This window comes from Pontibacter sp. HJ8 (assembly GCF_054824225.1).
Genome location: NZ_JSYF01000064.1, coordinates 1 through 12,642, shown reverse-complemented (window position 1 = coordinate 12,642; position 12,642 = coordinate 1). Strand labels below are relative to the sequence as shown.

Annotated in this window: 13 protein-coding genes; 7 read left to right on the top strand and 6 right to left on the bottom strand. The window is 50.8% G+C overall.

Annotated elements, in window-relative coordinates:
• Positions 1–960 (top strand): hypothetical protein (locus tag OB13_RS03915; protein WP_461488840.1); only part of this gene is annotated, 960 nt, incomplete at its 5' end.
• Positions 961–983: 23 nt separating this feature from the next.
• Here the strand turns inward: OB13_RS03915 and OB13_RS03910 are convergent.
• Positions 984–1,358 carry a cupin domain-containing protein gene (locus tag OB13_RS03910; RefSeq protein ID WP_461488839.1) on the bottom strand — a complete coding sequence of 125 codons (375 nt, stop codon included), beginning with the start codon at positions 1,356–1,358 and terminating at the stop codon, positions 984–986.
• A 109-nt stretch (positions 1,359–1,467) separates the two neighbouring features.
• Here OB13_RS03910 and OB13_RS03905 point away from each other — a divergent pair, with 109 nt between their 5' ends.
• Positions 1,468–1,851 carry a hypothetical protein gene (locus OB13_RS03905; RefSeq protein ID WP_461488838.1) on the top strand — a complete coding sequence of 128 codons (384 nt, stop codon included), beginning with the start codon at positions 1,468–1,470 and terminating at the stop codon, positions 1,849–1,851.
• A 182-nt stretch (positions 1,852–2,033) separates the two neighbouring features.
• Positions 2,034–2,570 carry a ferritin gene (locus OB13_RS03900; protein ID WP_461488837.1) on the top strand — a complete coding sequence of 179 codons (537 nt, stop codon included), beginning with the start codon at positions 2,034–2,036 and terminating at the stop codon, positions 2,568–2,570.
• A gap of 51 nt (positions 2,571–2,621) precedes the next feature.
• Here OB13_RS03900 and OB13_RS03895 read toward each other — a convergent pair whose 3' ends face one another.
• Together OB13_RS03895 and OB13_RS03890 are read right to left on the bottom strand one after the other, a co-directional pair.
• Entirely contained in the window at positions 2,622–2,906 is a 285-nt protein-coding gene (locus OB13_RS03895) for an NAD(P)H-dependent oxidoreductase subunit E (protein ID WP_461488836.1), read from the bottom strand.
• A gap of 221 nt (positions 2,907–3,127) precedes the next feature.
• Complete coding sequence (locus OB13_RS03890; protein ID WP_461488835.1) at positions 3,128–3,940, bottom strand: hypothetical protein; 813 nt, start codon at positions 3,938–3,940, stop codon at positions 3,128–3,130.
• A gap of 164 nt (positions 3,941–4,104) precedes the next feature.
• On the opposite strand from OB13_RS03890, the gene OB13_RS03885 reads away from it, so the two are divergent.
• Positions 4,105–6,576, top strand: coding sequence for a S9 family peptidase (locus tag OB13_RS03885; protein WP_461488834.1), 2,472 nt, complete (start codon positions 4,105–4,107; stop codon positions 6,574–6,576).
• Positions 6,577–6,702: 126 nt separating this feature from the next.
• Here the strand turns inward: OB13_RS03885 and OB13_RS03880 are convergent, their stop codons facing one another.
• Entirely contained in the window at positions 6,703–7,548 is an 846-nt protein-coding gene (locus tag OB13_RS03880) for a zinc-dependent peptidase (RefSeq protein WP_461488833.1), read from the bottom strand.
• A 118-nt stretch (positions 7,549–7,666) separates the two neighbouring features.
• Between OB13_RS03880 and OB13_RS03875 the strand changes: the two genes are divergently transcribed.
• Positions 7,667–8,410 (top strand): TIGR04283 family arsenosugar biosynthesis glycosyltransferase, encoded by a 744-nt coding sequence (locus OB13_RS03875; RefSeq protein ID WP_461488832.1) that lies wholly within the window; start codon positions 7,667–7,669, stop codon positions 8,408–8,410.
• A 96-nt stretch (positions 8,411–8,506) separates the two neighbouring features.
• Here the strand turns inward: OB13_RS03875 and OB13_RS03870 are convergent, their stop codons facing one another.
• The gene (locus OB13_RS03870) at positions 8,507–9,265 is read right to left on the bottom strand and encodes a peptidylprolyl isomerase (RefSeq protein WP_461488831.1); all 759 of its coding nucleotides are present in this window, start codon (positions 9,263–9,265) and stop codon (positions 8,507–8,509) included.
• Between the two features lie 427 nt (positions 9,266–9,692).
• Between OB13_RS03870 and OB13_RS03865 the strand changes: the two genes are divergently transcribed.
• A complete protein-coding gene (locus tag OB13_RS03865; RefSeq protein ID WP_461488830.1) occupies positions 9,693–10,913 on the top strand; it encodes a S8 family serine peptidase in 1,221 nt (406 codons plus the stop codon).
• A gap of 55 nt (positions 10,914–10,968) precedes the next feature.
• On the opposite strand, the gene OB13_RS03860 is transcribed toward OB13_RS03865, so the two are convergent.
• Positions 10,969–11,466 carry a GNAT family N-acetyltransferase gene (locus OB13_RS03860; protein ID WP_461488829.1) on the bottom strand — a complete coding sequence of 166 codons (498 nt, stop codon included), beginning with the start codon at positions 11,464–11,466 and terminating at the stop codon, positions 10,969–10,971.
• A 132-nt stretch (positions 11,467–11,598) separates the two neighbouring features.
• Here OB13_RS03860 and OB13_RS03855 point away from each other — a divergent pair, with 132 nt between their 5' ends.
• The gene (locus OB13_RS03855; RefSeq protein WP_461488828.1) at positions 11,599–12,612 is read left to right on the top strand and encodes a zinc-binding dehydrogenase; all 1,014 of its coding nucleotides are present in this window, start codon (positions 11,599–11,601) and stop codon (positions 12,610–12,612) included.
• Positions 12,613–12,642 lie beyond the last annotated feature (30 nt).

The window sequence follows — 12,642 nt, the reverse complement described above, 5'->3', positions numbered from 1 at the left end:
CGCGAAACCAAGCTGCCGGTACACTACGAGGACCTGGTGCATTATACCGATGCCTTCCCTTACTATGACAAAAAAGGGCATGATACCTTGTGGGAAACCGTCATGTTCGACCAGCAGGCGCAGGCGGAGCTGAATCGGGGACTGACGCAGATCTATGCCCTGCTCAAAACGGATGGCGATATGTCGGTGATGGAGCATCTCTTCGTTTCCCGGATCGATTACTGCACCTTCGGCAATTCCAATCCGTTCCGGGTGCAGATCATGAACCAGCTCAACGACAACTACGACTATTTTTATGTCAAGCGTGCTGATGCCTCCCGTATCTATGGGCTGGAGCTGGAGCATATCCTCTCGCCCAACCGGATCAGCTACCTCGTAGACGGCCACTCACTGATAGAAGAACATATTGCAGGTATACCCGGAGACATTTTTATCAAAGAATACCTCGAAAGGCCCGCCACCAACAAGGTGCGTATCGCCAAGGAGTTTGTGAAGTTCAATGAAAGATGCTTTGTGCGGCTGCTCGGCGACATGCGGTCCTATAACTATGTGATCGATATTACGCCTGACTTTGAGGATGAGCAGTACCGGGTGCGGCCCATCGACTTTGATCAGCAGTCCTATGAAGGGCGCAAAACGATGTACCTGCCGCAGTTCTTCAAAGACAACAACGTGATCGTGGACCTGGTGCTCAAGCTCCTCAAGCCCGAAACCGTGAAGCAGTATCAGAACGAGGAGCGCACGCTCATTTTCCGGCGCCTGCGCTCCGCCCGCTATCGCCTCAAAGACCTGGTGGACTGCATGCGCCACGATACCATTTCATCCCCCGAAAAATTAGAACAGCTCAAAAAAGAGCTGGCCCAGCACCACCAGTGCGATGATTTTCTGCAGTGTACGCACATGGGCGAGCTGGTGCGCCTCAACCTGAAGACCGTACTCAAAAAAGCCAGGCTCAGGTAACAACGGCAGGTATACCAGCGGCTTTACAAACGTTCCAGGTCCGTTCGGGTACGGTCATTCTGTGCCAGGTTGCCTGTATTGACGGTCGTGGCCGGTTCAAACAACAGCACTTCTGCCTCCTCATGCGCTACCGGGCGATGTTCTACGCCACGCGGCACGATCAGGAATTCGCCTGGGTTTACGGTGATGGTCTTGTCCCGGAACTCCATATCGAAACTGCCTTTCACGACCAGGAACAGCTCGTCTTCCTGCTCATGGTGGTGCCATTCAAACGGTCCTTTGAACTTGGCCAGCTTCACCTGCTGCCCGTTCAGCTCCCCCACAATGCGCGGATTCCAGTAATCGGGTATTTGAGCGAACTTTTCCGGCAGGTTTACTTTGTCTATTTTGTCCGGCATAGGCGTGTAGTTTTTAGGGAAGTGATGAATATCATCTAAATTTATTTGGACTGATTCTAAATAGAGTTTACCTTTGTAGCGTTAGAAATAAACAAGCCCCCGGTTTACCATGATTTCAGCCCCAACGAAGATAGGAGAGAAGCAGCAATCCCCCACAGATTTAGTTGAGATTTATGCCAATGCATGTGGCGCCGTATACCAATGTGACCGCAAAAACCGCCTGATGGTAAACTTTGACGGGACTTTTTCCGTGCTCAAAGTAGATGCGTTTCTGCGCCTGAAGCACGCTGTGGACAGCATTGACCTGGAGACGATGGCTGCCAGCACCTCCCGTTCTTCTGACTTTGAGATCGTGTCGGTGTGCGGCTGTGACCGCTGTTATGTACTGACGCTGACAGAACTGAGCACTTTCCAGGAACTGCTGGCAGGCGCCAGGTTCAGCATGGAACTCAACAGCATGCTGCACGAGTGCCTGCAGCCCCATATGGCCTAAGCTATACTTTAAAGACACAAACCTGAGCACAGCCGACTGGCTGTGCTTTTTTTATTTAGACTGCTTCCATATTTCAGCTTTCAACAGCGTTCTTACAACATTATCCTTATATTCAGGGTACTAATAAAAGGTAGCCTGTCTGAAGGCATGCCCTTACTTTGAACTACAAAATTTCCAATATTATGAAGGATCTATTAAGGCTAAGAACATCTCTTACCGAAGAAATAGAAAGAATTCTGAATGAGCAGATAAAGATGGAGGCAGATGCGTCTGCCATGTACCTGGCCATGTCGGCCTGGTGTGATCGCAATGGCTTTGACTTCAGCGCTGGTTATTTCAAGAAGCAGTCGGATGAAGAGCGGGAGCATATGCTGCGTTTGTTTAAGTACATATCCGACATGGGCGGCACAGCCGTGTCACCAAATATCACAGGCGTCCAGATTGAGTTTGACTCCTTCAGAGGCGTGTTCGAGCAGGCACTGCAGCAGGAGATCGCGGTGACGCAGTCATTCAACCGCATTGCCGACCGTTGCCAGAAAGCAAAAGATTATGTGACCTTCACTTTCCTGCAGTGGTTCCTGAAGGAGCAGATCGAGGAAGAGTATGTGGCTCGCCGCGCCCTCGAACTTTTTGAAGTGATCGGAGAAGAAGGCACCGGCCAGTATGAGATCGACAAACGGGTTCCGAAGATCAAATATGAAGATACCTACGAAGATTAAGTAGAGTTTTCATGATAAAAAAAGCCTTTGGATCTGATCCAAAGGCTTTTTTTATGGCATTTTATCTGAGTGTATGATGTGGTCCTGAAAAGTCTTTTTCGCCATCTCTTCTGTGGTGTGGTGCAGCCATACATTGTCCGGCTGGAAACTCATGACGGGAGCGAAGTCGCAACGGTCGGTACACTCGGTTTTGACCACTTCTACCTTTCCTTTCAGCCCCATGAGTTTGATTATATCCCGCAACGTCTTGCCAATTTCTTTGCCGCCTTTCTTTTTGCACTTGCTGCCGGTGCATACATAGATCACTTTATCGGGTGTATTGAATTCTTTGCTCATGTTAATGTTTAAACGTATTTCCCCTTAAAGTAGTACAGCCCTCAAATAGTTTCAAAAATTAAATGAATGAGCCTTGCGGCAAGCTTGCTATACTCTCTGTCAGCGTCGCCTTGTATACCTACCGGGTTATTGATTTGTCGTTGTTATCCGGACCAGAACTATTGGGATGACAGCTGCTGAGAGATCAATATAGCGCTTGCTATACCTGCAGGAGGCAATTGTTAAGGTTTCAGGATGTTGTTGTTTACCAGCATGATCTGACCGACTTGCTTTTGCTCATGTGCCTTTGTGACTGGCCCTCCTGTAATAACTGTTGTTCCGGCTTCATTCATACCTACATAGGAGTTTCCGTCTTTCCCTGCCAGACCGGCTTTCCCTGTCTGATGCAAAACTTCTATCAGGCCGCTTGCCTTCAGACCGGATCGGGGACTATGATTGAAATTTATAACAAAGTTGCTGGAGCTATAGGCTAAAGTTAAGTCCCCGCCATTCCCACCAGCGCTGCCGGGTGTGCCTGCCTCTCCTTTAGAGCCTGTGCCACCGATCACCGGTTGATAAACCGTTGCGACCTGACCCTGGCTGTCAATTGTAGTAGAGTGGGCATGCTTCGTTTTCGGTTTGGTTCCATGCTTTCCTTTATATCCATTTCCACCATCTCCGCCGCGTGTATCGATGGTCAGGCTGCCAAGCTTCATAAAGTGAACTGCAATTTCGAGATTACTGCCATCTTCCCCATCTGTGCCGGCAGTTCCGAGTTTTCCATGTTTACCGTGCGCTCCTTTCGAAGTAATGGTGCAGGCATCTCCAACATAGGCTACTTTTGCAGCTAGCCGGCCTTTGCCGTTTGGGGCAAACCGGATGGTGGCTTTATCGTGCAGAATGAGTGTATCCACCACTAATAAGTTTTCCGGCCCAACTATGTAGGTGTCACCTTTGGCGATTTCCAGCTTAGGTATGGAAGTGGCTTGTGCCAGAGAGGTATAGTAAGCCAGGAATCCAACGGAAAATGTGAGTAAGCGTAGTGTTTTTCTCATCAGAATATTAAGTTAGAGGTATAATCAGATATATAAAACCTGTAAGAAAATTTAGCCGGAAGTAAGCCGGCCTGTTGTATTCTTAAAATGCTGATTATGCTAGCTTAAACCTTCCCGTTCACTAACTGTCTAATCCCACATCTAACCTATCTAATCAAAAAGAAATGTACTTTAACTCTACCAAACCAACCAGGCGCCTGGCCGCTGCGTTGCTGGGATTGCTGCTATGGAGTGGCTCCCCTGCACCCGGGGCTTTCGCGCAAAAAAGCAGTAAGGACGTCAATATCGGCTACCAGCGCCCACCGGAAGCCATGGCTGCCATTATTGATGCGCCCTCCACGCCCGGCGTAAGTATCAATTCAAAAGGCGACTGGATGCTGCTACTCGAAAGAGCGGGCTATCCTAGCCTGGAGGAGCTGGCGCAACCGGAGAACCGTCTGGCTGGCCTCCGCATAAACCCTGCCACAAACGGTCAGAGCCGGGCCTCCTTTATCAACAACATCAAACTGAAGCAAGTGAATGGCGGGCAGGAGTTCCAGATCAGCGGGCTGCCGCAGCAGGCGCAGATCTCGTATGTGACCTGGTCGCCGGATGAAAAGCACATTGCCTTTACCGTGACCAAAGCCACAGGTATAGAGTTATGGGTGGCCAGCCTGGCGGATAAGCAGGCCAGAAAACTCACCGAAGCTAGCGTAAATGATGCGTATAGCGGCAGCCCGTTCTCCTGGATGTCTAACAGCAAGTCGCTGCTGGTGAAGTTTGTGGACGAGAAACGCGGGGAGCTTCCCAAAGCCAGTCTGGTACCTGCCGGTCCGAACATTCAGCAAAACATCGGCAAAGCGAATCCTTCGCGTACCTACCAGGATCTGCTCAAGAACCGCTACGATGAGCAACTGTTCGATTACTTCATGCAGACACAGCTGAAGCTGGTTACGGTAGACGGAAAGCAGCAGAACATCGGGCAGGCCGGTATCATCAAAAGTATAGACGTGTCGCCGGACGGCCAGTACCTGCTGGTAGAGACGATCCAGAAACCTTACTCGTACCTGGTACCGCATTATTACTTCCCCTACAACGTGGAGGTATGGAGCCGCGACGGAAAAGTAGTGAAGCAACTGGCACAACTGCCACTGGCCGAAGATATTCCGATTGGTTTCGATAACGTGGCCAAAGGCCCGCGTAGCTACAACTGGCGCCCTGACAAACCGGCTACCCTGTACTGGGCCGAAGCGCAGGACGGCGGCGATGCCAGCAAAGAGGTGAAAGAGCGTGACGTTGTATTCACACTCGATGCTCCCTTTTCAGGCAAGGCTGCAAAGCTGGCCGGCACCAAGTACCGCTACAGAGGCATACAGTGGGGCAACAATATGGCCCTTGTAAACGAGCGCCTCTGGAAAACCCGTGCGGAGCGTGTTGTCTTAGTCGATACGTCCAAGCCAGCTAAAGCAGGCACCGTCCTGATCGAGCGCTCTTACGAAGATGGCTATACCGACCCGGGCAGCCCAGTCTTCACGAAAAACCAGTATGGCCGACAGGTGCTGCTCACCGACAAGAAAGGCGACAATATCTACATGATCAGCGAAGGCGGTTCGCCGGAAGGGAACCGTCCGTTCCTGAGCGAGTTTAACCTGAAGTCGAAGAAAGCCAAGATCCTGTTCCGCTCCGAAGCTCCTTATTATGAGCGCCCGGTGGACATCATCGAACTCAACAGCAAGCGCATCATCACCCGCAGAGAATCCGAAAAAGATGTACCGAACTACTTCGTGCGCGATCTTAACAAGAAGAAGCTGACGCAGGTAACGAACTTCCCGCACCCGTTCCCGCAACTGGAAGGCGTGCAGAAAGAGTTGCTGCAGTACGAGCGCAACGACGGTGTGAAGCTGACAGCCGTACTATACCTACCGAAGGACTACAAGAAAGGCGATGCGGCACTTCCGATGCTGATGTGGGCTTACCCGCGTGAGTTCAAGAATGCTGCTGCTGCCGGACAGGTGAAGAGTTCGCCATACGAATTCACCCGCATCAGCTCTGGTTCTCCGCTGTTCTGGGTAACGCAGGGCTATGCCGTGCTCGATAGAACGGACTTCCCGATTGTTGGGGAAGGCGACGAGCAGCCAAACGATACCTATGTAGAACAGCTGGTGGCCAGCGCCAAAGCAGCTATCGACAAAGTAGTAGGTATGGGCGTAGCAGATCCGAAGCGTATAGCCGTAGGAGGCCACTCGTACGGTGCTTTCATGACCGGTAACCTGCTGGCGCACTCCGATCTGTTTGCAGCAGGTATAGCCCGTAGCGGCGCTTATAACCGTACACTGACGCCATTTGGTTTCCAGCAGGAAGAACGTACCTACTGGCAGGCGCCGGAGGTATACAACCGTATGTCCCCTTTCTCGGCGGCTGACAAAGTAAAAACGCCGATACTGCTGATCCACGGCGAAGCAGATAACAACTCCGGTACGTTCCCGATCCAGAGCGAGCGTTTCTACAACGCCCTGAAAGGACATGGTGCTACTACGCGCCTGGTGTTCCTGCCGCACGAAAGCCATGGCTACAGTGCCAAGGAGTCTATCCTGCACATGCTGTGGGAAATGGATACCTGGTTGAACACCTACGTGAAGAACCGCCCGGTGCAATAGGTCCTTCGCTTTCGCTTAAAATACAAAACCCCGATCCAGGCTGGTCGGGGTTTTGTATTTTAAGCGGGGTGAACCGGCTCAGTGGAAGGAACAGCAGCTTGTAGCAAAACAGGAAAGGGAGTTGTATCATCCTGCTTGCCGGGCCGGGTCTTGGTTGAGCAGGTTCGACAGCGCCTGGTATATCTCCGGGTGTTCCTTCTCCAACAGTAGGGGCATTTCAAAAAACAGCTCCACGGTGACAGCAAAAAACTCATGCGTGTCGGGTGCGGCGCAAAGTCTACGGAATACACTTTTCTCTGCCTGCATACGGCTTTGTTCTGCTTCGGACAGGCACTGCCAGCAGGTCAGGTATTCCTGATTCAGGAAATCGTATGCTCCCGGGTGGAGGCTGTTCTCCTGGTGCAGGGCGTGGGCCATTTCATGCAGGCCCAGGTTCAGGCCATCCTGCGCATTCCGGGTGCCCGTTTCAAAGTCGCGCCATGAGAGTACGATGATTCCATTCGTATTCACTTCCCCGCAATGGTAGCGTTTATAGATCGTAGAGTAATAGCGATCCGGATAAATCAAGATGGTGCGGAAGTGGGTGAAATGCAGTTCCGGCAGGCCAAAGGTAAGCTGAACGGCACAGGCAGCAATCTGTACCTTTATTTCGGTGGTGATTACCATTCCTTCTCCTCTTGCAATAAATTGCTTTTGCCCGATGAAGTTCAGGACCCGTTCTTCAAATACAAGTCGTTGCGGTTCGCTGAGTTGTGCATAGTAGGCGGTACCGGTACTGATGAGGGCTTTTCTGATCTCCTCCTTGGTTTCGGCTTGCGCCGGTTGCGGTTTATTCTTCGTTCTGGTGCTGAAAAAATAGTTAAAGCCATAGAGCACGAGCGCAACGACTAACATCTCCTGCAACGATACTTTAGTAAAAAAAGCAAGCAGCAGGAGCACAAGCAGGAATACGAACTTGAAGTGGCGAAACATAATGGTTGTGGTATCTATCCTGCTAAAGGTAGTAATTCGTAGAGGAAGTTTAAAACCGGCTTCCCATTTCAAGGTATAGCGAACGAACAAACAGGGTATAGCATCTAAGAACATTCTTATGGTAAGTGTGATCATCCCGACCTGGAATGAAGCGACAGGTATAGGCGCCCTGGTATCCTACCTGTATGGGCAGGGCAAAGCCGGAGCGCTGGAAGTGATCGTTGCCGATGGAGGCAGCACAGACGCTACCTGCCGTCTGGCTGAAGCGGCAGGGGCACAGGTTATCCACTGCACCAGAAAAGGCAGGGCACCTCAGCTGAATGAAGGAGCGGGGTTTGCCAGGGGGAATATCCTGTACTTCCTGCATGCCGATACCTACCCGCCACCGGGCTTTCAGGAGCAACTCGAACTGGCAGTTGGCAAGGGCAGTGGCAGCGGCTGTTACCGGCTTCAATTCGATGAGCCGCACTGGTTTCTGAGGGGCAATGCCTGGTTTACGCGCTACGATATCGATGCGGTACGTTTCGGAGACCAGAGCCTGTTTGTGCAGCGGGAGGTATTCTTTCGTGCAGGTGGTTTTGCGGAAAGATACCTGTTGCTTGAAGATCAGGAGATAATCAGCAGGCTCAGGCAACAGGCTCCTTTTGTGGTGCTGCCTGCCTGTGTAACCACCTCTGCCCGCAAGTACCGCGAATACGGGGTATACCGGCTTCAGCTCAGTTATTACCTTATCTATACCTTGTACAGGCTCAAACTTTCGCATAAACACCTGGCCAGGCTCTATCAATGGCTGTTGCGGAAACCCAGAATGAACCCGGAATCAGGTATAGCTCCAGCAAACATCATTAAAAAGGCGCTCTGATATCAGAGCGCCTTTTTAATGATGTTTGCTGACTTTTGTTGAAATTCCGGATCTACCGATCTGGTACATCCGGTAAGCGGGGAAATATAGGATTGACTATTGCTCCACTACTTTGATCTTGTGCTGTACGATGGTACGCGGCCATTTTTGACTATCCACGGGTTCTTCTGCTATTTTATCCACCACGTCCATCCCTTCTATCACTTCCCCGAATACGGTATACTGCTGATCGAGGGCAGGCTCACCGCCGATCGAGGTATAGAGTTTAATCTGTTCGGGAGTATACTTCACGCCATGCTGGGCCTCGAAAGCCCGTAATTCTTCCATTGTTCTCGGCTCCCCCAGCACAATGTAGAAGTTATGCGAAGAGGACTCCTTGTCCGGATTCTGCTCGTCGCCGTAGCGGGCCATGGCCAGGGCGCCCCGCTTGTGTATGTGTTTGGGTTTAAACTCCTGCGGGATCTTGTAGGGGCCCTGCTTTATGGTACGGTTGTCTGAGTCTCCTCCCTGCACCGCAAAGCCCTTTACTACCCTGTAAAACTCCCCCTGGTCATAAAAGCCGGCCTTGGTGAGGCGTACGAAGTTTGCTCTGTGCAGCGGCGTGTCTTTATAGAGGCGTAGTTTGATGTCCCCGTGTCGGGTGCTGATCAGGATCAGGCTGTCAGGGTTTTCCTTTTCGAAAGCGGTCAGTACCTCTACGGCATTTTCGGAGGTGAGCGGTTCGAGTGGCGCTTGTGCTGCAGCGTCATCTTTCCCGGCTGTTGCCTGGTCCTCGGTCTGAGTCTGGCAGGAGCTGAAGAATAAGATGCAGGCGATCAGAGGGATAATACCTTTCGAAGAAAATGCTTGGGTCATGTTTTTCATGTCTATACTTTAAATACGTGCTGTTGACTATATAAGAAGGGTATTTGATAAACGAAAGATGCTCTAAACGAGAAGAAAGCATACGTGCAGTGTAATTGCATTTTATGGATAATATATAAAATAGGCATTACTAAATGTACTTAACTCCGTATAAAACAGGCCACCTCCATAATGCAATTACTTAAGGTAATATACGGGAATGGGAAAGAATAATATACGTTTCATTGAATATTTGTTTGGGCTGAGCTTTTAGCGTTATAACACCTACCATTTAATAAGCTACGCTGCTAGAAAAGGAAGCGAATCGTTAAAATAAAGTTATATTTTTATTTGTATATATAAACCGCTGTTAGTACCTTAGAATTCACTATCCTTATTTTTACCTTAAATATTTTACTAACTTAACAACTCACCAAGTATGAAAAATACACTACGCGTTAAGAACGTCCTGCGTTCAGTATTGTTTGGAGCAGCTATGACAACGGCTGCATTTAGTTTTACATCTTGCGATAATGAGACACCTGATGCTGCAAATCCGACAGAGGACCTGCAGGCAGTAGATCAGAATGGTGCAATTATCAAGGGACAGTACATTGTTGTATTTAAGCAAGATGGAAATCAGCGACTGGATGGTACTGCAACGTATGCCGAACGCGTAGCGATGGTGCGCGAGATGAGCCAGGAAATACTTGCTTCGAATGGTATTGGCAATGCAACCATAGAGCAGGCTTACGGCAAAGCCATTATAGGTATGGCTGCTAAAATGACGGAAGCTGAAGTTGAAAAACTTCGCGGCGACTCACGTGTGGCTTATGTAGAGCCGGACAGAATGGTGATGCTGGCCAAGCCGGGAACCGGCGGTGGCGGCACGACCGGACAGGAAATACCTTACGGCATTGCTCGCGTTGGCTATGCTAGCGGCGCCGGTAAAACAGCTTATGTGATTGACTCCGGTATCGACCTGACGCACCCGGATCTGAATGTTTCGACCAGCCAGGGATTCAATGCCTTTACATCTGGCCGCGATTCCGGTGCGCCTAACGATGGCAACGGCCACGGAACGCACGTAGCAGGTACGATTGCTGCCAAAAACAACACAATCGGTGTGATCGGGGTAGCGTATGATGCCACGGTAGTGGCTGTAAAAGTGCTTGACTCACGCGGTAGCGGATCTTACTCGGGCGTAATTGCCGGTGTGGATTATGTAGCTGCTAACGCCAAGTCGGGTGATGTGGCCAACATGAGTTTGGGTGGTCCTGTTTCGCAGGCACTGGATGATGCCATCATCGCTGCTGCCGGCAAAGGCATTAAGTTTGCCCTTGCTGCAGGTAACGAATCAACGCATGCCAATAATTCATCTCCCTCGCGTGTAAATCATAACAATGTTTACACAGTTTCTGCCATGAACAGCTCCGATACCTGGGCCAGCTTCTCTAACTACGGTAATCCTCCGGTAGATTATTGCGCGCCTGGTGTCAGCATCAAGTCTACCTGGAAAGGGGGCGCTTATAATACTATCAGCGGTACATCAATGGCTTCTCCGCACGTGGCTGGTATTCTGTTGCTTGGCAACATTGCAACAGATGGCAACGTGAAGGGTGATCCGGATGGCAATGCTGATCCGATTGCACACTTGTAGTATTAAATTAGATTAAGGTTAAAAAAGAGGGCAGCTGTGAAGCGGCCCTCTTTTTTTATGGCAGTTGTTTCCGCATGATGTAGTCGTTCATCCAGTAAGGACCGATGGGAATGTCCTCCTCCTGGTGCACGTGGTAACCGCAACGTTCATAAAATCTTTTTGCCTTGTTATGCCGGTTCACATTCAGATCCAGGAACTGTGCTCCCTGTGCACTTACCTCTTCCTCAACGGTATCCAACAGCAGCTTGCCTAAGCCTTCGCCCTGTCGCTCCGGTAAGAGGTAGATCTTGTTCAGTTTGTATACCTGCTCCTCTTTGGCTGAAAAGGCTGCAAAGCCAATTGGCTCCGGCCCGTTGTAGAGGATCAGGAAGGACTGGCCTTGCTGCATTTGCTGCAGCAAGGCTTCGGGGGTATAGATCAACTGAAACATATAATCGATCTGCTCCTTAGTCAGGATGGGGCTGTAGGTCGGTTCCCAGATGGCTGCTGCCAGCTCATGGAGGGTTGGTATGTCGGCGAGGGTGGCTTCCCGGATCGTATAGTTGTCGCGCATGTGCTCCTGTTCTGTTGGCTGAGGGTGCTAAGATAGGAGCTGTGAGACAAAATGCCAATGCGGCAGCGTTTCACTTTCAGCGTAAGTTTTATCTTTGTAGGTATACCTTGTTTTTATAAATCCCTGAAACCAATGAGAGCGATATATTTAGAAAAGATCGATAGTCCCTTTGTGCCGATAGAAAAGGAGAAGCCAACAGCGGGTCCCGGAGAAGTCATTGTGCAGGTGAAAGCCGCTGCGTTGAACCACCGGGACGTGTGGATCCAGTATGGCCGCTATTTTACCAAGGAGTATCCGGCAGTACTGGGTTCAGACGGGGCAGGTATCGTGACCGAAGTAGGAGAAGGGGTAGACCCAGGCTGGATAGGGCAGGAGGTGGTGATCGATCCGTCTACGGATTGGGGTGACAACCCGCACGCGCACAGCGAAGCGTACAAAGTGCTGGGTATGCCGCAGGATGGCACCTTTGCCGATTACGTGAAAGTGCCGGCTTCCAACCTGCATCCTAAGCCCGAGCACCTGACATTTGAAGAAGCCGCCGCTTTGCCTTTGGCAGGGGTGACCGCCTACAGGGCCATGTTCACGAAATGCGGTCTGAAAGCAGGTGAGCGCGTGCTGATTACCGGGGCAGGAGGAGGCGTAGCTTTGTTTGCCGTGCAGTTTGCTGTCGCGGCCGGCGCAGAGGTATGGGTAACCTCCGGCTCTGATGAAAAGATTGAAAAAGCCAAAGCCTTGGGGGCTACGGGTGGCATCAATTATAAGCAGGAAAACTGGGGCAAGGAGCTGAAGGCATTGGCGGGCGGATTTGACGTCAGTATAGACGGCGCAGCCGGAGAGGGCTTTGTGCAACTGGTGAAGCTGGCAAACCCCGGCGGGCGCATCGGCATGTATGGGGGCACGACCGGCATGATCGGCCAGCTAAACCCGGCGGAGATCTTCTGGAAACAATTGGCTATCCACGGCAGCACCATGGGGACCAACGATGACTTCGCTCAGATGATCCGTTTTGTCCGGGAGAAGAGAGTAACCCCAGTCGTAGATATCGTGTTTCCGCTGGAGGAGACGGAGCAGGCCATGCGGTATATGGAAGCCGGGAAGCAGTTTGGGAAGATTGTCGTGCAAGTGAGTTGGAGGGGGCTGTTGTAGTTATACCTATACCTATACCTATACCTATAC

What these genes read in the sequence shown, in the direction of transcription:
- OB13_RS03875 (WP_461488832.1), top strand. Translation starts at nt 7,667, where the DNA reads ATGGTAAGTGTGATCATCCCGACCTGGAATGAAGCGACAGGTATAGGC.
- OB13_RS03910 (WP_461488839.1), bottom strand. Translation starts at nt 1,358, where the DNA reads ATGCCGGACAAAATAGACAAAGTAAACCTGCCGGAAAAGTTCGCTCAA.
- OB13_RS03895 (WP_461488836.1), bottom strand. Translation starts at nt 2,906, where the DNA reads ATGAGCAAAGAATTCAATACACCCGATAAAGTGATCTATGTATGCACC.
- OB13_RS03865 (WP_461488830.1), top strand. Translation starts at nt 9,693, where the DNA reads ATGAAAAATACACTACGCGTTAAGAACGTCCTGCGTTCAGTATTGTTT.
- OB13_RS03860 (WP_461488829.1), bottom strand. Translation starts at nt 11,466, where the DNA reads ATGCGCGACAACTATACGATCCGGGAAGCCACCCTCGCCGACATACCA.
- OB13_RS03870 (WP_461488831.1), bottom strand. Translation starts at nt 9,265, where the DNA reads ATGACCCAAGCATTTTCTTCGAAAGGTATTATCCCTCTGATCGCCTGC.
- OB13_RS03900 (WP_461488837.1), top strand. Translation starts at nt 2,034, where the DNA reads ATGAAGGATCTATTAAGGCTAAGAACATCTCTTACCGAAGAAATAGAA.
- OB13_RS03890 (WP_461488835.1), bottom strand. Translation starts at nt 3,940, where the DNA reads ATGAGAAAAACACTACGCTTACTCACATTTTCCGTTGGATTCCTGGCT.
- OB13_RS03855 (WP_461488828.1), top strand. Translation starts at nt 11,599, where the DNA reads ATGAGAGCGATATATTTAGAAAAGATCGATAGTCCCTTTGTGCCGATA.
- OB13_RS03905 (WP_461488838.1), top strand. Translation starts at nt 1,468, where the DNA reads ATGATTTCAGCCCCAACGAAGATAGGAGAGAAGCAGCAATCCCCCACA.
- OB13_RS03885 (WP_461488834.1), top strand. Translation starts at nt 4,105, where the DNA reads ATGTACTTTAACTCTACCAAACCAACCAGGCGCCTGGCCGCTGCGTTG.
- OB13_RS03880 (WP_461488833.1), bottom strand. Translation starts at nt 7,548, where the DNA reads ATGTTTCGCCACTTCAAGTTCGTATTCCTGCTTGTGCTCCTGCTGCTT.